Origin of the sequence: Micrococcus endophyticus (genome assembly GCF_014205115.1) — a bacterium.
Lineage (GTDB): Bacteria > Actinomycetota > Actinomycetes > Actinomycetales > Micrococcaceae > Micrococcus > Micrococcus endophyticus.
Genome location: NZ_JACHMW010000001.1, coordinates 1,556,292 through 1,575,376 on the forward strand (window position 1 = coordinate 1,556,292; position 19,085 = coordinate 1,575,376).

20 protein-coding genes and 1 tRNA gene are annotated in these 19,085 nt (G+C 73.3%); 9 read left to right on the forward strand and 12 right to left on the reverse strand.

Going from position 1 to position 19,085, the window contains the following annotated elements; genetic code table 11:
* The first annotated feature begins 82 nt into the window (after positions 1-82).
* Genes HDA33_RS07100 through HDA33_RS07110 form a run of 3 tightly spaced genes read left to right on the forward strand, consistent with a single transcriptional unit; the run spans position 83 to position 2,839 of the window.
* The gene (locus HDA33_RS07100) at positions 83-691 is read left to right on the forward strand and encodes a DUF4245 domain-containing protein (RefSeq protein WP_158492221.1); all 609 of its coding nucleotides are present in this window, start codon (positions 83-85) and stop codon (positions 689-691) included.
* Positions 688-1,362 (forward strand): carbonic anhydrase, encoded by a 675-nt coding sequence (locus tag HDA33_RS07105; protein ID WP_246416905.1) that lies wholly within the window; start codon positions 688-690, stop codon positions 1,360-1,362. The genes HDA33_RS07100 and HDA33_RS07105 overlap by 4 nt, the downstream gene beginning before the upstream one ends.
* Positions 1,363-1,417: 55 nt before the next feature.
* Positions 1,418-2,839, forward strand: a complete 1,422-nt coding sequence (locus tag HDA33_RS07110; RefSeq protein ID WP_158492223.1) for a class II fumarate hydratase — start codon at positions 1,418-1,420, stop codon at positions 2,837-2,839.
* 120 nt (positions 2,840-2,959) lie between these two features.
* On the opposite strand, the gene HDA33_RS07115 is transcribed toward HDA33_RS07110, so the two are convergent.
* Together HDA33_RS07115 and HDA33_RS07120 are read right to left on the reverse strand one after the other, a co-directional pair.
* Positions 2,960-3,475, reverse strand: coding sequence for a prepilin peptidase (locus HDA33_RS07115; RefSeq protein ID WP_158492224.1), 516 nt, complete (start codon positions 3,473-3,475; stop codon positions 2,960-2,962).
* Between the two features lie 315 nt (positions 3,476-3,790).
* A complete protein-coding gene (locus HDA33_RS07120) occupies positions 3,791-5,332 on the reverse strand; it encodes a PhoH family protein (protein ID WP_184172135.1) in 1,542 nt (513 codons plus the stop codon).
* Positions 5,333-5,556: 224 nt separating this feature from the next.
* Here HDA33_RS07120 and HDA33_RS07125 point away from each other — a divergent pair, with 224 nt between their 5' ends.
* Entirely contained in the window at positions 5,557-6,213 is a 657-nt protein-coding gene (locus tag HDA33_RS07125; RefSeq protein ID WP_184172137.1) for a rhomboid family intramembrane serine protease, read from the forward strand.
* Between the two features lie 41 nt (positions 6,214-6,254).
* On the opposite strand, the gene HDA33_RS07130 is transcribed toward HDA33_RS07125, so the two are convergent.
* A complete protein-coding gene (locus HDA33_RS07130) occupies positions 6,255-7,028 on the reverse strand; it encodes an isoprenyl transferase (protein ID WP_017488462.1) in 774 nt (257 codons plus the stop codon).
* Between the two features lie 104 nt (positions 7,029-7,132).
* Between HDA33_RS07130 and trhA the strand changes: the two genes are divergently transcribed.
* Positions 7,133-7,852 carry a PAQR family membrane homeostasis protein TrhA gene (gene trhA / locus HDA33_RS07135; protein WP_158492227.1) on the forward strand — a complete coding sequence of 240 codons (720 nt, stop codon included), beginning with the start codon at positions 7,133-7,135 and terminating at the stop codon, positions 7,850-7,852.
* Between the two features lie 31 nt (positions 7,853-7,883).
* Here trhA and HDA33_RS07140 read toward each other — a convergent pair whose 3' ends face one another.
* The gene (locus HDA33_RS07140; RefSeq protein ID WP_158492228.1) at positions 7,884-8,291 is read right to left on the reverse strand and encodes a hypothetical protein; all 408 of its coding nucleotides are present in this window, start codon (positions 8,289-8,291) and stop codon (positions 7,884-7,886) included.
* Between the two features lie 49 nt (positions 8,292-8,340).
* The gene (mca, locus tag HDA33_RS07145) at positions 8,341-9,330 is read right to left on the reverse strand and encodes a mycothiol conjugate amidase Mca (RefSeq protein WP_158492229.1); all 990 of its coding nucleotides are present in this window, start codon (positions 9,328-9,330) and stop codon (positions 8,341-8,343) included.
* Between the two features lie 99 nt (positions 9,331-9,429).
* On the opposite strand from mca, the gene HDA33_RS07150 reads away from it, so the two are divergent.
* From HDA33_RS07150 to HDA33_RS07160, 3 genes are all read left to right on the forward strand, one after another.
* A complete protein-coding gene (locus tag HDA33_RS07150) occupies positions 9,430-9,876 on the forward strand; it encodes a DUF4307 domain-containing protein (RefSeq protein WP_158495095.1) in 447 nt (148 codons plus the stop codon).
* Between the two features lie 272 nt (positions 9,877-10,148).
* Positions 10,149-10,643 (forward strand): transcription elongation factor GreA, encoded by a 495-nt coding sequence (gene greA / locus HDA33_RS07155; protein WP_158492231.1) that lies wholly within the window; start codon positions 10,149-10,151, stop codon positions 10,641-10,643.
* Between the two features lie 127 nt (positions 10,644-10,770).
* Positions 10,771-11,409 carry a GPP34 family phosphoprotein gene (locus HDA33_RS07160; protein ID WP_184172138.1) on the forward strand — a complete coding sequence of 213 codons (639 nt, stop codon included), beginning with the start codon at positions 10,771-10,773 and terminating at the stop codon, positions 11,407-11,409.
* Between the two features lie 82 nt (positions 11,410-11,491).
* Here HDA33_RS07160 and ilvA read toward each other — a convergent pair whose 3' ends face one another.
* From ilvA to HDA33_RS07185, 5 genes are all read right to left on the reverse strand, one after another.
* A complete protein-coding gene (ilvA, locus tag HDA33_RS07165) occupies positions 11,492-12,841 on the reverse strand; it encodes a threonine ammonia-lyase (protein WP_246416908.1) in 1,350 nt (449 codons plus the stop codon).
* Complete coding sequence (locus tag HDA33_RS07170) at positions 12,838-14,052, reverse strand: AI-2E family transporter (RefSeq protein ID WP_184172140.1); 1,215 nt, start codon at positions 14,050-14,052, stop codon at positions 12,838-12,840. The genes ilvA and HDA33_RS07170 overlap by 4 nt, the downstream gene beginning before the upstream one ends.
* Complete coding sequence (locus tag HDA33_RS07175; protein ID WP_184172142.1) at positions 14,049-15,020, reverse strand: aldose epimerase family protein; 972 nt, start codon at positions 15,018-15,020, stop codon at positions 14,049-14,051. The genes HDA33_RS07170 and HDA33_RS07175 overlap by 4 nt, the downstream gene beginning before the upstream one ends.
* A 125-nt stretch (positions 15,021-15,145) precedes the next feature.
* Positions 15,146-16,021, reverse strand: a complete 876-nt coding sequence (locus HDA33_RS07180; RefSeq protein ID WP_158492235.1) for a Bax inhibitor-1/YccA family protein — start codon at positions 16,019-16,021, stop codon at positions 15,146-15,148.
* Positions 16,022-16,256: 235 nt separating this feature from the next.
* The gene (locus HDA33_RS07185) at positions 16,257-16,610 is read right to left on the reverse strand and encodes a winged helix-turn-helix transcriptional regulator (protein WP_158492240.1); all 354 of its coding nucleotides are present in this window, start codon (positions 16,608-16,610) and stop codon (positions 16,257-16,259) included.
* 107 nt (positions 16,611-16,717) lie between these two features.
* On the opposite strand from HDA33_RS07185, the gene HDA33_RS07190 reads away from it, so the two are divergent.
* Positions 16,718-17,353, forward strand: a complete 636-nt coding sequence (locus HDA33_RS07190; protein ID WP_184172144.1) for an NAD(P)-dependent oxidoreductase — start codon at positions 16,718-16,720, stop codon at positions 17,351-17,353.
* Between the two features lie 123 nt (positions 17,354-17,476).
* Here HDA33_RS07190 and HDA33_RS07195 read toward each other — a convergent pair.
* Positions 17,477-17,550: transfer RNA gene (locus tag HDA33_RS07195), tRNA-Leu, on the reverse strand.
* A gap of 91 nt (positions 17,551-17,641) precedes the next feature.
* The gene (locus HDA33_RS07200) at positions 17,642-19,057 is read right to left on the reverse strand and encodes an NAD(P)/FAD-dependent oxidoreductase (protein WP_184172146.1); all 1,416 of its coding nucleotides are present in this window, start codon (positions 19,055-19,057) and stop codon (positions 17,642-17,644) included.
* Positions 19,058-19,085 lie beyond the last annotated feature (28 nt).

Below are 19,085 nucleotides of genomic sequence, written 5' to 3' on the forward strand. Positions count from 1 at the left end.
CCGTCCGCGAAGGGGACGGGGCGTGGGGGCGACTCTGCCCTCTCCCTCATCCTACGGTGGGCGGTCCGGAGGGGGTGGCACAATGCTCACCGTGAGCTCCACCCATCCCACGGATCCGACCGATCCGAACGCCCCCGCCCCCCGCCCCGTCCTGACCGCCAAGCAGGCGCAGCGGGCCCGGCAGCCGTGGATCGGGATGGTGCTCTCTGTCGTCGCGCTCCTGGCCCTGGTGGCCGTGGTGCTGATCCTCAACCCGGAGCCGCCGCAGCGGCCCCGCGAGGACCGCGTGGACGTGGCGGCCGCCGCCGCCACCGTGCCCCACGACGACGGCGTCCTCCCGGCCCTCGCCCCCGAGGTCCCGGAGTCCTGGTACGCGAACTTCGCCCGCCTGCAGACCATGGACGGCGTCTCCACGTGGGACGTAGGCTGGGTGGTCACGGACACCGTGTTCGCCGGCATGCAGCAGGCCCACGACGTGGACCCCACCTGGGTGACCCTGCGCGTGGACAGCGTCCCCGCCACGGAGACGCTCGAGATCGACGGGCTCGCGTGGGACCTCCACGCGGACCCCCGCGCCCCGGAGAAGCGCCTCGTGACGGAGGTGGAGGACACCACCGTGGTGCTCACCACCACCGGCGACCGCGCCGTCCTCGAGGACCTGGCCCGCGGCGTCGCGAAGGAGACCCGATGAGCACCGAGAACACCGCCACCGCCGCTGCCGCGGCCCACGACGACGGCGCCGCCGGCTCCCGGCCCACGCCCCAGGAGGCGTGGGAGACGCTGGCCGAGGGCAACCGGCGCTTCGTGGCCGGCGACCCCGGCCACCCCAACCAGAACGCGGAGCGCCGCAGCACGCTGACGTCCGGCCAGGAGCCGATCGCCGTCATCTTCGGCTGCTCCGACTCCCGCCTGGCCGCGGAGATCATCTTCGACGTCGGCCTGGGTGACGTGTTCGTCATCCGCACGGCCGGCCAGGTGATCGACGACGCCGTTCTCGGCTCCCTCGAGTACTCCGTGGACGTCCTCAAGATCCCGCTGATCGTGGTGCTCGGCCACGACTCCTGCGGCGCCGTCACCGCCACCGTGGAGTCCTACATCTCCGGGGACATGCCCCCGGGCTTCATCCGCTCGCTCGTGGAGCGCATCACCCCCTCCGTGCTGGCCGGGCGCCGCCGCGGCCTGGAGGAGATCGACGACTTCGTGGCCGAGCACGTGGACCAGACCTGCGACCGCCTCGTGGAGACGAGCCAGGCCGTGCGCGACGCCGTCGAGGCGGGCCGGACGGCCGTCGTCGGGCTGACCTACTCGCTGGCCGGCGGCACCGCCCAGCCCGGCCGCGTGCTGGGCGCGCTGCAGGTGTGACGACGCCGGGCGTCCGGTTCGGGTCCGGAGCCCCGGCGCGCCCTAGGATGTGGCCATGACCGCACAGAACCCCGAGCAGCAGTTCCGCATCGAGCACGACACCATGGGCGAGGTGAAGGTGCCGATCGACGCCCTCTACCGTGCCCAGACCCAGCGCGCCGTGGAGAACTTCCCGATCTCCGGCAAGGGCCTCGAGCCGGCGCACATCCACGCCCTCGCCCAGGTCAAGAAGGCCGCCGCCAAGGCCAACGCCGAGCTCGGCGTCATCTCCCAGGAGCGCGCGGACGCCATCGTGGCCGCCGCGGACCAGGTCATCGCCGGCGAGCACGACGACCAGTACCCGATCGACGTCTTCCAGACCGGCTCGGGCACCTCCTCCAACATGAACACCAACGAGGTGCTCGCCACCCTCGCCACCCGCGCCCTCAAGGACGCCGGCTCCGAGGACGAGGTCCACCCCAACGACCACGTCAACGCCTCACAGTCCTCCAACGACGTGTTCCCCACCTCCGTGCACGTGGCCGTCACCGGCGCCCTGATCAACGAGCTGATCCCCGCCCTGGACCACCTGGCCGTCTCCCTCGAGAAGAAGGAGGAGGCCTTCGCGAACATCGTGAAGTCCGGCCGCACCCACCTCATGGACGCCACCCCGGTGACCCTGGGCCAGGAGTTCGGCGGCTACGCCGCACAGGTCCGCTACGGCATCGAGCGCGTCGAGTCCTCCCTGCCGCGCGTCGCAGAGGTCCCGCTCGGCGGCACCGCCGTGGGCACCGGCATCAACACCCCCAAGGGCTTCTCCGCCCGCGTGATCGAGCTGCTCGCCGAGGAGACCGGCCTGCCGCTGACCGAGGCCCGCAACCACTTCGAGGCGCAGGCCAACCGCGACGGCCTCGTGGAGGCCTCCGGCCAGCTGCGCAACGTGGCCTACTCGATCATGAAGATCAACAACGACCTGCGCTGGATGGGCTCCGGCCCGAACACCGGCCTCGGCGAGATCTTCATCCCGGACCTGCAGCCGGGCTCCTCGATCATGCCGGGCAAGGTCAACCCCGTGATCTGCGAGGCCGCGATCATGGTGTGCGCCCAGGTGATCGGCAACGACACCACCGTGTCCCTGTCCTCCACCAACGGCGCCTTCGAACTGAACGTGGGCATCCCGGTGATGGCCGCCAACCTGCTCGAGTCCATCCGCCTGCTCGCCAACACCTCCCGCGTGATGGCGGACAAGATGATCGACGGCATCGAGGCCAACGAGGAGCGCTGCGCGTTCCTGGCCGGCGCCTCCCCGTCCATCGTGACCCCGCTGAACAAGGTGATCGGCTACGAGGCCGCGGCGAAGATCGCCAAGCACGCCGTGGCCAACAAGATGACCGTGCGCGAGGCCGTGGTGGACCTCGGCTACGTCGAGCGCGGCGAGATCACCGAGGAGCAGCTGGACACCGCCCTGGACACCATGTCCATGACGCACCCGGAGTGATCCGGGGCTGAGCCCGGGGCGCGGCGGGGATCCGCCTCGCCCCCGGGTCCAGGAGCATGACGACGGCGGCCGCCTTCCGCGAGGAGGGCGGCCGCCGTCGTCTCTTGAGCTGTCGCCCGTTCAGCCGCCCGCGGGGGCGAACGCCAGGACGGCCGCCGCCGCAAGGATCATGGGCGGGCCGAAGGGCAGGGCCGTGGAGCGGCTCGCCCGCCGCGCCGCCACGAGGACGGCGGCCACTGCTCCCCCGAGCAGGATCGCACCGAGTCCCGCGGCCACGACGGCCGAGCCTCCCAGCACCCCCGTGTACGCCCCGAGGCCGGCGGCCAGCTTCACGTCCCCCATGCCGAGGCTGCCCCGGCTGAGCACGTGCAGCACGAGCATCGCCGCGGCGTAGCCGAGCCCGCCGAGCACGCTCGAGAGCACGAGGTCGGCCCGGCCCGCGAGCGCGGCGCCCCCGGCCATCGCGGCCAGCCCGCCGAGGGCCAGCCGCAGCGTCCACCGGTTGGGCAGCCGGTGCTCGCGCAGGTCGACGCGCACGAGCACCGCCGCGCACACCGCGAACCACGCCAGCCCCGCGGACCAGAGCACCGCCGTCGCCGGCAGCCCCTGCGCCCAGGCCCATCCCACCCCGTCCATGCGCCCAGCCTAGGCGCGTCGCCGTCAGCCGGAGGCCCCCGTCCACAGGCCCGCGAGCGCCCGGGCCCGTCCGCCCACAGCTCAACCTGAAATGACCATTGCTTCAGGGCGCAACCGGGGCTACTCTTGAGTCACGAGCTTCCGCCCGTCTCATGGGATGTCCGGAGCTCGGACTGACCCCATGGCCTCAATCCCGTTTCAAGGGGCCATGGTGGCGGGCTTCCTCGGTCCCCCATCCCCCCTCCGCGGGGCCGAGCACCCCCGCCGGGGGCCGCTGCTTCGGCAGCGGCCCCATTTTCTTTCCCCGGCCGGCGCTCAGCCGCGGCCGTCCTCCAGCATCTCCGTCACGAGCGCGGCGATCGGCGAGCGCTCCGACCGGGTCAGCGTCACGTGCCCGAACAGCGGGTGCCCCTTGAGCCGCTCCACCACGGCCGCGATCCCGTCGTGCCGGCCCACGCGCAGGTTGTCCCGCTGGGCGACGTCATGGGTGAGCACCACCTTCGAGTTGCGCCCCATGCGGCTGAGCACGGTGAGCAGCACGTTCCGCTCGAGGGACTGCGCCTCGTCCACGATCACCCAGGCGTCGTGCAGGGAGCGCCCTCGGATGTGGGTCAGCGGCAGGACCTCGAGCATGCCGCGGTCCACCACCTCGTCGATCACGGACGGGGAGACGAGCGCGCCGAGCGTGTCGAACACCGCCTGCGCCCACGGCCCCATCTTCTCGCCCTCGGAGCCCGGCAGATAGCCCAGCTCCTGGCCCCCTACGGCGTACAGCGGCCGGAACACGACCACCTTGCGGTGCTCGCGGCGCTCCATCACGGCGTCCAGGCCGGCGCACAGCGCGAGGGCGGACTTGCCCGTGCCCGCGCGGCCGCCGAGGGACACGATGCCCACGGCCGGGTCCGTGAGCAGGTCGATCGCCAGCCGCTGCTCCGCGGAGCGCCCGTGCAGGCCGAACACGTCCTGGTCCCCGCGCACCAGCAGCGCCCGCCCGCCCTCGGCCACGCGGGCCAGGGCGGAGCCGCGCGGGGCGAGGAGCACCAGCCCCGTGTTCACCGGCAGGACCGCGGCCCCGGGCCCTTCGGCACCGGTCCTATCGACCCCGGATCCTCCTGCCCCGGTCCCGTCCGCCTCCGCCTCCACACCCGCACCCACGCCGTCCGTCCCGTCCACCGGCACGCCGGCCAGGGACGCCTCGCCGTCGTCGTAGAGGGCGTCCAGCAGCTCCTGCTCCACGGTGAGGGTCACGGTGCCCCGCCACCCGGAGTCCCGCACCAGCTCGTGCCGGTACTCGTCCGCGCTCAGCCCCATGGCGGCCGCCTTCACGCGCATGGGCAGGTCCTTGGACACCACGGTCACGTCCCGGCCCTCGTCCGCGAACGCCTTCGCGACGGCGAGGATGCGGGAGTCGTTGTCCGTGCCGCGGATGCCCAGCGGCAGGACGTCCGTGGACACGTGGTTGAGCTCGACCCGCAGGGTGCCGCCCTCGGGGCTGATCGGCACCGCCCGGTCGAGGGCGCCGTGCCGGCCGCGCAGGTCGTCGAGCAGCCGCAGCGCGGTCCGGGCGAAGTAGCCCAGGTCCGGGTCGGCCCGCTTGGCCTCCAGCTCGGAGACCACCACGAGCGGCAGGATCACCTCGTGCTCGGCGAAGCGCAGCAAGGCGCGCGGGTCGGAGAGCAGCACGGAGGTGTCCACCACGTAGGTGCGCAGCCCGGTCTCCCGCGCGTCCGGGGCGACGACGGCGTCCGCGGCTCCGGTGCGCGCCGCGGCGGCGTGCCCCGCAGCACCGGCGGCATCCGGCCGCGCCTCCGTCGTCCCCGTGAGTGCCCGCCCGTGCTCCACGCGCTCTGCCACCATGCCAGCCTCCTGTGCCGCTGCCTCGGACGGGGCGGACGCCCGCGTCCGCCGCCCACGCTAGGAAGCCCGGGCGTCGCCGGGGCGGCCGAGAGGATGAACCGCGGATGAAGTCGACGTGACGGTCCCGGGCCGCCCCGCTCCGCATCCCGTCCGCGGCCCCGCCTAGACTGGGCGCACGCGGACGCGCCCGCACCCGGCCGCCGTCGTCGGACTCAGGAGGGACCATGAGCATGCACCGCCCCACGCCCCGCCTGCCCGAGCGCGGCGCCGTCCCGGCCGCCCGGCCGGCCCCCTCGCTCGCCGAGCGCGTGAGCGGCCGCCTCGTGGCCGTCATCGCGCCCACGCTGCTGCTCGTGGCCGCCCTGTGGGTCGTCCAGATCGCCCTCGTGTTCTTCGGCCGGCTCGTGATCCCCAGCCTCGGCCTGATCCCCCGCAGCGTGACCGGACTGGACGGCATCCTGTTCTCCCCGCTGCTGCACGCCGGCTGGGGACACCTGATCGGCAACTCCACGGCGCTGATCCTGCTCGGCCCGCTCGCCGCGCTCATCTCGGGGCGGCCGTTGGCCCTGCTCGCGGCCGCCTGGCTGGGCTCGGGTGTGCTCACGTGGGTGATCGGCTCCCCCGGCGTGCACATCGGCGCCTCGGGGATCGTGTACGCGCTCGTCGCGTTCCTGGTGGTCTACGGCATCGCCGTGCGCCGCGTGGTGCCCGTGGTGGTCTCGGTGCTCGTGGCGCTCACGCACCTGGGCTCGAGCCTCATCGGCCTGCTGCCGGCCCCCGGGGTCTCGTGGACGGGGCACCTGGCGGGCGCCGTCGTTGGGGTGCTGCTGGGCCTGTGGTGGGGCCGCGGCGACCGCCGCCCCCGCCACGCCGACATCTGACCGGCGCCGCGAGGCTCCGCCCGCCGCCGCGCCGACCGGCCTCAGGCGCCGAAGCGGCGCTGCCGGCTGCCGTAGTCGCGCAGGGCGCGCAGGAAGTCGACCTTGCGGAACGCGGGCCACATGGCCTCGCAGAAGTAGAACTCCGAGTAGGCGGACTGCCACAGCAGGAACCCGGAGAGCCGCTGCTCCCCCGAGGTGCGGATGACCAGGTCCGGGTCCGGCTGGCCGCGCGTGTAGAGGCGGTCGGCGATCTGCTCGACGGTCATCGCGTCGGCGATCTCCGCGGCGGTGCGCCCCCGGCCGTGCTCGTCGCGCAGCAGCTCGCGCACGGCGTCGAGGATCTCCTGGCGGCCGCCGTAGCCCACGGCCACGTTCACGTGCACGCCGTCGTTGTCCCGGGTGCGCTCCTCCACCGCGCGCAGGCGGCGGGCCATCTCCTCCGGCAGCATGTCCACGGCGCCCACCGTCTGCACGCGCACGGGCCGGCGGCCCTCGCGCGGCTCGGCGAGGCGCTCCGCGGTGGCCAGGATGATCCCGAGCAGGGCCTCCAGCTCCTCCGGCGGGCGACCCAGGTTCTCCGTGGAGAGCATGTAGAGCGTGACCACGGGGATGCCGGTCTCGTCGCACCAGTCGATGAACTCGAGGATCCGCTCGGCGCCGGCCTGATGCCCCTCCTGGGTGGTGGCGCCGAACGCGCGGGCCCACCGGCGGTTGCCGTCCACGAGCACGCCGACGTGCCGGGGCAGCCGCTCCGGGTCCAGGCCACGGGCGAGCCTCCGCTCGTACAGCCGGTAGAAGGCCTCGGGTCGCTGCACGTCACACCTGCCTCTCACGGCGTCCGGGCCGGCCGGGGACGGCCGGGCCACCAGGATACGCGGCGGCGCGCGATCGGCCCCGTGCAGGGAGGACAATGGAGGCCATGGACCCCCTTACCCCCGCTCGCGAGCCCGAGGCCGCCCGGCGCCTGCGCTGGCGAATCGAACGCATCCGAGACCCGGAGCACCCGCTGTTCAAGCCGCGGCTGCGCGGCTGGATCCACGCCGCCATGGCGCCGCTGACGCTGGCCGCGGGCATCGTGCTGATCGTGCTCGCCCCCACGGCGACGCTGCGCTGGGCCTCGGCCGTCTACGCGGTCACGGGCCTGCTGCTGTTCGGGGTCTCGGCCACCTACCACCTGGTGCAGTGGAACGAGGTGGTCTCGCGCGTGCTCAAGCGCCTGGACCACACGAACATCATGCTCGTGATCGCCGGCACCTACACGCCGCTGTCCCTGGCCCTGCTCCCGCCGGGGAAGGCCCATCTGCTGCTCACGCTGGTCTGGGCGGGCGCGGTGGCCGGCGTCGCCTTCCGCCTGCTGTGGACGGACGCCCCGCGCTGGCTCTACACGCCCGTGTACGTGGTGCTGGGGCTGGCCGCGCTGCTGTACATCGGGGACTTCTTCGCCGCCGACGTCGCGGCCGGCTGGCTGATCGTGGCCGGCGGCGCGGCGTACATCGTGGGGGCGGTGTTCTACGCGCTGCGGGCGCCCACCATCCACCGGGAGTGGTTCGGCTTCCACGAGCTCTTCCACGTGTTCACCGTGGGCGGCTTCGTGTGCCACGCCGTGGCCATCTACCGGGCCGTGCTCGTCGTCGCCTGAGGCCCGACGCCGGCCCGCGGCCGGGCGGCGGTCAGGACCGGCCGTCGTCGGGCGACTGCGGCCGGGGCGCGGGCTCCTGCAGGTACCCCGGGTACTTCTCCTGGAGGTGGCGCAGACGGTCCTGCGCGTCCCGCTCCTCGTCCTCCGGCGCGAGCTCGCGGACGTCCTCGGGCAGGTGCTGCTGGTGGCGGTCCACGAGCATGGCCTCGGCCTCCGGGGAGCGCTGCTGCACGCGACGCACGGAGCGCACCATGACGCGTAAGACGATGATCGCCATCACCACCATGAGGGCGGTGAACAGGAACCCCTCGATGCCGGGGGTGACCTCGGCCTCCTCGAGGCCCGGGCGCAGGGTGGGCTCCGGGACGGCGGGCACCGGCGCGGGGCTCGCGGCCGCGAGCGCGGTGAGGACGAGGGGAAGGCCAGAGAGGGGACTCACGCTGCCCCACTCTACCGGGCCGCCACGCGGGCGGGCGGCCCGGCCCCGGTCAGCGCAGGCCGGCGAAGAGGTCGTGCTCGGGCAGCTCGACGGGCACCCGCGCGTCGATGAGCGCGTAGTCCTCCCACGGCCACGAGGTGCGCAGCAGCTCGTTGGGGGCGGCGAAGAAGAAGCCCACGGGGTCCACCTGGGTGCGGTGGGCGCGCAGGGCGGCGTCGCGGTGCTCGAGGAAGTCCGCCACGGGCACCTGGGTGGTGACGGCGTGGTCCGGGATGATCCAGCCCGGGGCGTCCTCCGGGTCCGGCACGTCCTCCCCCGCCTCCTGGCGGCGGCGCGCCTCGCGCAGCGCGTCCATCTGGGCGTACATGGACAGCCGCGCCTCGAACGGGGACTCGTCCCCGGCGGCGATGAACGCCTCGTGGAGGCTGCGGAACTTCTCCGGGTTGAAGGCCCGGTCGTAGTAGAGCTTGGAGACCTCCCAGGCCGGCCCGGTCTCCGGGTAGGCGTCCGGGTCGCCGGCGGCGCGATACGCCTCGACGGCCACGTGGTGGGCCTGGATGTGGTCCGGATGCGGGTAGCCGCCGGCCTCGTCGTAGGCGATGAGCACGTGCGGGCGGAACCGGCGCACGAGGGCCACGAGCGGGGCCGCGGCGGTGCGCAGCGGGATCTCCGCGAAGCAGTTGGCGGGCAGCGCCGGCAGGGGGTCGCCCTCCGGCAGGCCCGAGTCCAGGAAGCCCAGCCACGAGTGCTGGATGCCGAGCGCCCGCACCGCCTCGGCCATCTCCTCGCGGCGCACGGCCGTGATGTCCCGATCCGTGGCCACGACGTTCTCGTAGGAGGGGTTGAGCAGGTCGCCCGCCTCGCCGCCGGTGCAGGTGACCACCATGACCTCGGCCCCGGCCTGCGCGTAGGCGGCCATCATGGCGGCGCCCTTCGAGGACTCGTCGTCCGGGTGGGCGTGCACGGCCAGCAGCCGCAGGCCCGCCGAGGCGGGCACGGCGTCGGTCGGGCGGATGGGGGCGGTGGACTGCTCGGTCACGTGGATCGCACGCTCCTGATCGGATCGCGGGGAGGGGGGGTGGGGCCGGCGACGACGACGTCGGCGCGCGGGGGGCGCGCTGCGGATAGGGTGGAGGGGATGTCTCACCACGCCCACGCCGTCCACGCGCAGGACCCCACCCTAGCCAACCGCTACGGGACCGACCAGGATCGTCCGTCCCGCCGTCGGCTGTGGGTCGGCCTCGGGGTGCTCGGGCTCCTCGGCGCCGTGCTGCTGGCCGTGTGGCTCGGCCTGAACCTGTCCGTGGGCAACATCGAGTACAAGGACGTCGGCTACACCATCGAGGACGACGGCAACGCGACCGTCACCTTCCAGGTGCTCGTCCCCGAGGGCGTGCAGGCCGAGTGCGACGTCCTCGTGATGGACTCGCACGCCGCGCCCGTGGGCTTCCGCACCGTGCGCCTGGTGTCCGTGCCCCAGGACCAGCGGGACACCCCCTCGGACGCCCAGCAGGTCTACACGGTGGACGTGCGCACCGTGGTCCGCGGCGACTCCGGCGTGGTCGAGGCCTGCCGGAAGCTCTGAGGTGCTCCGCCGCTCCCCCGCCGGGCTCCGCACCGGCCGCTGACCGGCCCCGACGCGTCACGGCGCGGCGCGATTCTTGGTGTGACCCACGTCCCGCGGATAGACTGCTCTGAGCATTCCCGCCCCGCCGGTGAGTCAGGCAGGCGTCGCACGGAGCCCCCGCGGCCCGCGCGTCCTCCTGATCGGCGGGGTCTTTCGCATGCGGCCTCGTGCCGCCCCGGCGCCCCGGGCCCCCAGGATTCCGCACCACCGACACAGAAAGGCGGAACATCATGACCACCAGCCAGTCCGACGCCCCGTGGCTGACCCAGGAGGCCTTCGACCGCCTCTCCAAGGAGCTCGAGCACATCTCCGGCCCCGGCCGCCAGGAGATCATCGAGCGCATCGAGGCCGCCCGCGACGAGGGCGACCTCAAGGAGAACGGCGGCTACCACGCCGCCCGCGAGGAGCAGTCCAAGAACGAGGGCCGCATCGCCGAGCTCAAGCACCTCCTCGAGACCGCCCGCGTGGGCGAGGCCGCCGAGAACGACGGCGCCGTGCACCCGGGCACCGTGGTGACCGCCGTCGTCGCCGGCGACGAGATGACTTTCCTCTTCGGCAACCGCGAGATCGCCGAGGACGACGAGCACCTCGAGGTCTACTCCGAGCGCTCCCCGCTGGGCGAGGCCATCAACGGCGCCGCCAAGGGCGACAAGGTGACCTACACCGCGCCCAACGGCAAGGAGATCAAGGTCGAGATCAAGGACGTCAAGCCCTACTCGGGCTGACGCTCCCCCGCCGACCGCGCCACGGCCGCGGCGCCCCGCCCGGGGCGTCGCGGCCGTTCCGCGTCCCGGGCCCTGCGCCGCGACCGAGGCCCGGGCCGACGCCGCGCCCCGTTGCTAGGCTGGGCGCATGCTGACCGCCGAGAAGACGCACCTGCTGCTCACCCGCGAGGACGGGCGCTCCGAGAGCCCCTCCCACCATGGCGTCGCCCTGGCGGCGGCCGCCCTCGCGGACTACCGCGCCGCGGGCATCGTCACCGTCGAGGACGCCCCCGTGGACCGCGCCCGGGTGCTCGTCACCGCCGCCGGCGTCACCGGCCACCCCGTCCTGGACGCCCGACTGGGCAAGGTCGACGCCCTCGCGGGCACCCCGGTGACCGCCGCCGTCGCCGCGGGCCGTCCGAACCTGCGCAAGGCCGTCATCGCCCGCCTCACCGAGACCGGGGACCTGGCCGAGCAGAAGGCCTTCATGGCCACCCGCCACCTCCCCCGCGGGGGCACCCGGGCCGAGCTGCTCGACCGCCTGACCGCCGTGGTCCTGGACGAGCGCGAGGCCACGGACGAGGACGTGCTCCTGCTCGGCGTCCTGCAGCACCTCAACCTGGCCTGGCGCCTGCTGCCCGGCATACACGAGCGCTACGGCCGCCGCGAGCTGGTCCGTCGCGTCGAGTCCCTGACCCGCTCGGACCTGCTGGTGCAGGCCGTGCGCCGCGCCGTGGGCGGCACCGCCGCGGCCGTCACCGCGGCCGCCGCCGGCTCGCTGGCCTGAGCCTGCGCGCCGGGCCCCCGACGACGAGCGGCCTCCCCGACGCAGGACGCGTCGAGGAGGCCGCTGCGGCGTGCGGTGCCGGTCAGTGGATCGGCACCGGGCTGTAGCCCGCCTCCCGGAGGGCCTCGAGGACGGCCGCCGAGTGCTCGGGGCCGCGCGTCTCCATGTCGATGGTGATGTGCACGCCGCCCATGGACAGCTCCGGGCCCACCCGGGTGTGGTCCACGCGCACCACGTTGGCGTCCGAGTCCGCGATGATCCGCGAGATGGTCGCGAGCTCGCCCGGGCGGTCCCGCAGCGGGATCCGCACCGTCATGTAGCGGCCCGCGGCCGAGAGGCCGGACTGGACGGACTTCAGCAGCAGCATCGGGTCGATGTTGCCGCCGGAGAGCACGGCCACGGTGGAGCCCAGCTCGAAGCCGAGGTCCGCCGTGCGGCCGGCCAGCAGCGCGGCCACGCCGACGGCGCCCGCCGGCTCCACCACGAGCTTGGCGCGCTCGAGCAGGTGCACGAGGGCGGCGGCGATCTCGTCGTCCGTCACCGTGACGACGGCGTCCACCAGCTCGGCCGTGATCCGCAGGGGCAGGTTGCCCGGCTTGCCGACCGCGATGCCGTCCGCGATGGTGGACACGCTCTCCAGCACCTGGACGCGGCCCTCCTCGAGGGAGCCCGGGAACGCGGCGGCCGTGGCCGCCTGCACCCCGATGACCCGCACCGTGCGGCCGCGGCGCCGGGCCGCCTCCTTCAGGGCCACGGCGGTGCCGGCGATCAGCCCGCCGCCACCGATGCCCATGATCACGGTGTCCACGTCCGGCAGCGTGTCCAGGATCTCCAGGCCCACGGTGCCCTGGCCGGCGATGATCGCGGGGTCGTCGAACGGCGGGATGAACACGGCGCCGGTCTCGGCGGCCCACCGCTGGGCCTCGGCGAGGGACTCGTCCACGGTGGAGCCGTGCAGCACGACCTCGGCGCCGTGGTCCTTGGTGGCCTGCAGCTTGGGCAGGGCCACGCCGCGGGGCATGTAGATCCGGGCGCTGATCCCCAGCTTGGCCGCGGCCAGCGCCACGCCCTGCGCGTGGTTGCCGGCCGAGGCCGCCACCACGCCCCGCACGCGCTCCGCCTCGCTCAGCCCGGCCATGCGCACGTAGGCGCCCCGGATCTTGAACGAGCCCGCCCGCTGGAGGTTCTCGCACTTGAGGTGGACGTCCGTGCCCACCGCCCGGCTCAGCGAGCGCGACAGCTGCAGCGGCGAGACCTCCGAGACGCCCCGCAGGGTCTCCCGGGCCGCCTCGACGTCCTCGTAGGACACCGGCAGACCCTCCCAGGCCGGCTCCGCGTCGGCCGGGCGCACCCACCGGGGCCCGGCCACGGGCGCCGCGTCGGCGGCGGTCTGCACGCTCTCCTGCTCCTGCGCGACATCGCCCGCCGTCATCGCAGGTCCCCGCTGGTGCCGGCGTCGTCCTCGGAGGCGAGGGCCGCGTCGTCGTGCTTCGTGGGCTCGAACACGTGCGAGCCCACCGCCTCGTCCGCCGCGCCCCCCGGCGCCAGCGCCTGGTCCGAGCGGTCCGTCAGCTGCTCGGGCGGGTCCGCCGTGAGGGCCCGGATGAAGCTGTTCACGAAGGCCAGCACGGGCACCGCGAACACGGCGCCGGCCAGGCCGAGCACGGCGGAGCCGGCGGCCACCGCGAGGAACACGGCCAGCGGGTGGAGCGCGACCGCCTTGCCCATCACGAGCGGCTGGAGCACGTTGGACTCGATCTGCTGCACCAGCAGCACCACGCCCAGCATGAGCAGGGCGTTGACCAGGCCGTTGGACATGAGCGCGAAGAGCACCGCGATCGCGCCGGTCACGGTGGCGCCGATCATGGGGATGAACGAGGCCAGGAACACCAGCACCGCCAGCGGGATGGCCAGCGGCACCCCGAGGATCAGCGCGCCCAGGCCGATGCCGACGGCGTCCACGAACGCCACGAAGATCTGCACCCGCACGTAGTTGCCCAGCGCGCGCCAGCCGGTCTGGCCGGCCCGGCCCACGGTGGCCCGGTGGGCCTTGGGCACGAAGATGAGGATGAAGCGCCAGATGCGGTCGCCGTCGTACAGGAAGAAGATCAGCGAGAAGAGGGCGATGAAGAAGCCCGCGCCGATGTTCACGGCAGTGGAGCCGAAGGTCATGGCGCTGTTGAGCAGCGTGCCCGAGTTGTCCTGGACGGTCTTCCACAGCCCCTCGAGGCCGCCGCCCGAGGTGGGGATCTCCACGCCCATGCCGGCGAGCCAGGCGATCGCGCCGTACACGGCCGTGGTCAGCTTCTCCCCCAGGTCCGAGAAGCCCTGGACGATCTGCTGACCGGCGAGGACCACGAGGCCGACCACCACCACGACCAGCAGCAGCACGCACAGCAGCGACGCCGCGATCCCGGGGAGCCCGATGCGGCGCATGCCCTCGAAGAGCGGCGCCAGCAGGGTGGCGAGGAGTGCGGCCACGAGGACGGGGATGAGCACGAGGCTCACGAAGCTGAGCAGCCACCAGAGGACGCCGAGGCCCACCAGGACCGCCACGAGCCGCCAGGACCAGGCGGCGGCCACCGTCAGCCCGTACGGGACGTCCTTGTTGATCTTCGTCTGGGCCGCGAGGGTGGAGCTCACGAGCGGTTCTCCTCGTCTGCGTGCGGGGGGACATGCGGGGTCAGGCCCCACTGGGCGGACCAGCGGGTGCGGGGCGCGAGCCGGTGCAGGCCCTCCCCCGTGTTCAGCGCGTCCGCGGGGGCCGTCAGGGGCTCCACCGCGACGGCGACGTCGCGGCCGGGCAGCCGGTCCGTGACGAAGACGTGCGTGTACGCGAACGCGTGATCCGACCAGAGTGTCACAGCGCGCCCGTCCCCGGCGAGGAGGGTCTGACGATGACGTCCGTCCGCGTCCGGGGCGAGCCCGGTCAGGCACACGTCCAGCGCGTCCTCACCCACGGGGCGGCCGCGGCGGAAGTCCCGGTCCGTGCCCTCCACGGGCAGGGTCTCCACCGGGATGAGGTCCTCCCCCGTGCGGATCCAGGCGTCCGCGGGCACGCGCAGGCTCAGCTCGGGGACGGGGACGTCGCCGATCCGCAGGAACGGGTGGGCGCCGAACGCCACGGGCGCGGGCGCGTCCGCGTGGTTCTCGAGCTCCTGGGTGACGGTGAGGCCGCCGTCCGCGTCCAGCTCGTACGTGACGCGGTGCGTGAGGCGGAAGGGCCAGCCGTGCTGGGGGTGGATCTCCCCGCGCAGGGTGACCGCGTGCTCCGAGGACGCCTCGGCGACGAAGTGGGTGTTGCGCAGCAGGCCGTGGATGGCGTGGCCGCGCGCGGGCTCGGTGACGTCGAGGCCCTGCTCCGCGCCACCCAGTTCCCAGCGGGCCCCGGCCACCCGGTTGGGCCACGGGCTCATCTGGATGCCGTTGCCGGCGGGCGGGATCGACTCGGGGCCGTACGGCTCGGTGAGGTCCACCCCGTGGACCCGGTAGGTGCGCAGGGCGCCGGCGAGGCCCACGGCGACGGCCTCGGCCCCGGCGCGGCGCAGGCGGTGCTGGGTGCCGGTGGCGTGCGGGGCCCCGAAGGCCTCAGCGGCGCTGGTCTCGGACACGGGTGCTCCTTCGGTCGCGGAGACGGACCCCCTCAATCTACGCCCTGGCAGACGCACGCCGCCCCGGCCCTGTGGAAGGGCCGGGGCGGCGTGTGCGGGGCTCCCGTCCTCGGACGGGGCGCCGGTCAGTCGTTGCCGCGCAGGATGGCGACGATGCGCAGGATCTCGATGTACAGCCAGATCAGGGTCACGGTCAGGCCGAAGGCCACGGACCAGGAGTACTTCTGCGGGGCGCCGTTCTTCACGCCCACGGCGGCCATCTCGAAGTCCATCGTCAGCGAGTACGCGGCGAGCAGCACGGCGATCGCGCCGATGATCAGGCCCAGGCCGCCCTCACGCATGTTGCCGATGCCGGTCCAGGTGAGGACCATGTTGACGAGCATGAAGACGAGGTAGCCGATCATAGCGCCCATGACGATCTTCGTCATGCGCGGGGTCGGGCGGAACTTGCCCGAGGTGTAGAGCGCCAGCATCACCGCGAACACGGAGAAGGTGCCGAGCACGGCCTGCACCACGATGCCCGGGTAGGCGCCCTCGAAGAACGCCGAGATGCCGCCCAGGAACAGGCCCTGCGCCACGGCGTAGGCCATGATCAGCACGGGCGAGGGCTCGCGCTTGAACGCGTTGACCAGGCCCAGCACGAGGCCGGCGATCGCGCCGATGATCATCAGGCCCGGCGAGAACCAGCCCACGGCGCCCGCCACCACGACGAGCACGAGCATCAGGCCGGTCTTGCCGACGACGTCGTTGAAGGTCATCCGGCCGGTCTGCTCCGGGCCGGCGGAGGGCGCGCGGAAGGCGTCCTCCATGGACTGCTGGTGCGCGTACTGCTGGGCCGCCTGGCCGGCGCCGAACGCCTGGGCCTGGCCGTACGGGCTCTGCTGCTGGCCGTACGGGGACTGCGCGGACTGCGTCCCGCCCTGGTACCAGCCGGGCTGCGCCTGTCCGCCGCCCTGCATCTGCTGCTGGAAGTTCTGAGAGTTCATGACCGGATTCGCCACGGCTCGCTCCTTCGGGTCGCGTCGGCCCGGTCGCACGCCGCCGCAGTGAGCCGCGCTCGTGCCCCGGGGTTCAGCACGATTCTATCGGGACATCTGCGTCCGCGCGCGGGGCCGGAGCGTGAATCCGCGCCGGTTCACCGGCTGTTCACGGTGGGCGCAGAGGTGAAGCGCCCTCCTCCGCACCACAGGCCCCACCCCGTCCGGTTGACCGACGCCTCCGGCAGGGCGGCGCGCGTCAGGTCTGGTAGTGGGTGCGAGCGTGCAGCACATCGGCGAGGTGCGTGATCGACCATTTCTCCAGCGCCTCCAGCGGGGCCCGGAGGCTGTGCCCGGCCTCGGTGAGCCGGTATTCCACCCGCGCTGGGACCTCCGCGTAGACCGTGCGCATCACCAGGCCGTCCTCCTCGAGGGCGCGCAGGGTCTGGGTGAGCATCTTCTGCGAGATCCCCTCGATCCGTCGGCGCAGCTCTGAGAACCGGAGACTCTCCTCCCCCAGCGCCCCGACGATCAGGACCGTCCACTTGTCACCGATCCGGTCGAGGATATGGCGCGTCGGGCACCCCTGCTCGTAGGGATTCCCGCGCTTCACTTCTGTCTGACTCCTGGTTACCAAAAGGTGCCTACTTCCCGAACGTCGCCTGGTCTCCTACAGTAACCACCACCCACTGATCTCACCAGGGATGGAGAAGCACCGAGATGACTGCAATCACTGTTGTCGGAGGAACGGGATACGCGGGAGCCGCGATCGTCACCGAGGCCGCGCGGCGCGGCCACACCGTCACGGCCATCAGTCGAACGGCCCCCGGAACACAGGCCGAGGGCGTCGACTACGTCACCGGCGACCTCACCCAGTCCGTCCCCGACATCGCGGGTGCGGAGGTCGTCGTCGCCGCGCTCTCACCGCGAGGGGACAATGCGGGCAGGCTACGGGACGCCTACCGTTCGCTCGCCCAGGCGGCGGCCACGAACGGCGCCCGGTTCGTCGCGATCGGGGGATTCAGCTCTCTCCGCCCGGCGGAGGGCGCCCCGCGATTCGTCGAGGGCGGTGACCTGCCCCCGGAGTTCGCCGCCGAAGCACGGGAGATGAACGACATCCTCGCAGACCTCGCCACGGGCTCAGTCGACGTGGACTGGCTGTTCGTCAGCCCAGCCGCAGAGTTCGGCTCCCACGTGCCCGGGGAAGCGCTCGGACGCTACCGCGTCTCCGGCGAGGTCGCGCTGTTCGACCAGGACGGGAAGTCCGCGATCAGCGGCGCCGACTTCGCCCGCGCCGTCCTCGATGAGATCGAGACGCCCACCCACCACCGGGCGCAGATCCACTTCGCGTATTGACGTCCCCGGGGCCTCTCCGCACGGATGAGGCGCAGGAGGCACTCACCGGGGCCGCGAACGCCGACACGTCTCGAACCGCAGCCCGTGATCCTCTGGACTGCGGTTCGAGCCGTGCGCGTGGCGTGCCCCCGGCGGGACTCGAACCCGCAACACGCCGATTTTAAGTCGGCCGCCTCTGCCAGTTGGGCCACGGGGGCGTGGCGGGCCCGTGGACGCGGGCCCGGGTGCGGACGACGCCGGCCCCGTCCGATGCGCTCGGACGGGGCCGGCGGCCCGCTGGCTGCAGGATCAGCCCTTCGAGGACTCGAGGGCCCGCTTCCGCTCGAAGCGGCCGGGCTCGAGCTCGACGCCGGCGGCACGACGGAACGCGTTGAACGGGCGGTCCTGGCCCTCCACCGAGGTGGAGTCGCGGCCGAACAGGGTCTCGGCGACCCAGCCCGCGAAGATCCGGAAGCGGCGGTCCAGGGTGGGCATCGCGTAGGCGTGGTAGCCGCGGTGCGCCAGGAAGGCGGCCGGGCCGGAGATCTTCACGCCGAGGGGGTTGCCCACGCCCTTGAAGAAGCCCAGGCCGGCGACGGTGCCGAGGGACTTGTGCACGTACTCCTGCACCTCGCCCTCGCCGTGGCGCACGGCCAGGTAGTTGGCGGCCAGCTGCTTGGCCTGACGGCCGGCGTGCTGGGCGTTGGGGACGCAGAAGCCGCCGGGGCCGGCGCCCGTGAGGTCCGGCACGGCGCAGACGTCGCCGCAGCCCCAGGCGCCCTCGAGCACGCCGCCCTGGCCGTCCTTGACCTGCAGGGTGGCGGTGACCTCGATGCGGCCGCGCTCCTCCACCGGGAAGTCGGTCTGCTTGGCCACGGAGTTGGCGGCCACGCCGGCGGTCCACACGAGGGTGTCGGCGCCGAAGCGCTCCTTCTCGGACTTGTCCTTCATGTCCACGAGGGTCATGATCCCGTCCGTGGCGTCGCCCAGCGAGGTGTTCAGCAGGACCTCGATGCCGCGGTCCTTCAGGTGCTCCACCACGCCGGCGGCCTGGTCCTCGGAGACCTCGGGCATGATGCGGCCCATGGCCTCGACGAGGGCGATGCGCACCTCGGACTGGGACACGCGCGGGTCGCGAGAGACGGCGGTGCGGATCAGGTGCTCCATCTCGCCGACGGTCTCGACGCCGGCGAAGCCGCCGCCGACGACCACGAAGGTCAGGGCGCGACGGCGGGCCTCGGCGTCCACCATCAGGGAGGCGGCGTCCAGGCGCTCGAGGATCTGGTTGCGCAGGGCCTCGGCCTCCTCGACGGTCTTCAGGCCGATGCCGTGCTCGCCCAGGCCGGCGATCGGGAAGACGCGGGTGGTGGCGCCGGCGGTCATCACGACGTCCTGGTAGGGCACCTCGAACTCGTGGCCGTCCTCGCCGCGCACGGTGGCCACGCGGCGGGCGTGCTCCACCTTCACGACCGCGCCGCGCAGCACCTCGGAGTCCTTGAGGTGGGTGGCGAGGTCCACAACGACGTTGCGGCCGTCGATGTGGCCGCCCACGACCTCGGGGAGGAAGGGCTGGTACGTCATGTACGGCAGCGGGTCCACCACGGTCACGACGCCGCCGGCGTCCTTGACCTTCTTCTGCAGCTCCTTGGCGATGTGGAACCCGGCGTAGCCGCCGCCGACGATCAGCAGGCGCGGCTTGGGGGACAGTTCAGGGGTGAGAGACATACGGCCAGTCTACGCACGCACCGGCCCA

Excerpts from the sequence above, each read along its gene's own strand:
- HDA33_RS07100 (WP_158492221.1), top strand. The coding sequence starts at position 83 with ATGCTCACCGTGAGCTCCACCCATCCCACGGATCCGACCGATCCGAAC.
- HDA33_RS07105 (WP_246416905.1), top strand. The coding sequence starts at position 688 with ATGAGCACCGAGAACACCGCCACCGCCGCTGCCGCGGCCCACGACGAC.
- HDA33_RS07110 (WP_158492223.1), top strand. The coding sequence starts at position 1,418 with ATGACCGCACAGAACCCCGAGCAGCAGTTCCGCATCGAGCACGACACC.
- HDA33_RS07115 (WP_158492224.1), bottom strand. The coding sequence starts at position 3,475 with ATGGACGGGGTGGGATGGGCCTGGGCGCAGGGGCTGCCGGCGACGGCG.
- HDA33_RS07120 (WP_184172135.1), bottom strand. The coding sequence starts at position 5,332 with ATGGTGGCAGAGCGCGTGGAGCACGGGCGGGCACTCACGGGGACGACG.
- HDA33_RS07125 (WP_184172137.1), top strand. The coding sequence starts at position 5,557 with ATGAGCATGCACCGCCCCACGCCCCGCCTGCCCGAGCGCGGCGCCGTC.
- trhA (WP_158492227.1), top strand. The coding sequence starts at position 7,133 with ATGGACCCCCTTACCCCCGCTCGCGAGCCCGAGGCCGCCCGGCGCCTG.
- HDA33_RS07150 (WP_158495095.1), top strand. The coding sequence starts at position 9,430 with ATGTCTCACCACGCCCACGCCGTCCACGCGCAGGACCCCACCCTAGCC.
- greA (WP_158492231.1), top strand. The coding sequence starts at position 10,149 with ATGACCACCAGCCAGTCCGACGCCCCGTGGCTGACCCAGGAGGCCTTC.
- HDA33_RS07160 (WP_184172138.1), top strand. The coding sequence starts at position 10,771 with ATGCTGACCGCCGAGAAGACGCACCTGCTGCTCACCCGCGAGGACGGG.
- ilvA (WP_246416908.1), bottom strand. The coding sequence starts at position 12,841 with ATGACGGCGGGCGATGTCGCGCAGGAGCAGGAGAGCGTGCAGACCGCC.
- HDA33_RS07190 (WP_184172144.1), top strand. The coding sequence starts at position 16,718 with ATGACTGCAATCACTGTTGTCGGAGGAACGGGATACGCGGGAGCCGCG.
- HDA33_RS07200 (WP_184172146.1), bottom strand. The coding sequence starts at position 19,057 with ATGTCTCTCACCCCTGAACTGTCCCCCAAGCCGCGCCTGCTGATCGTC.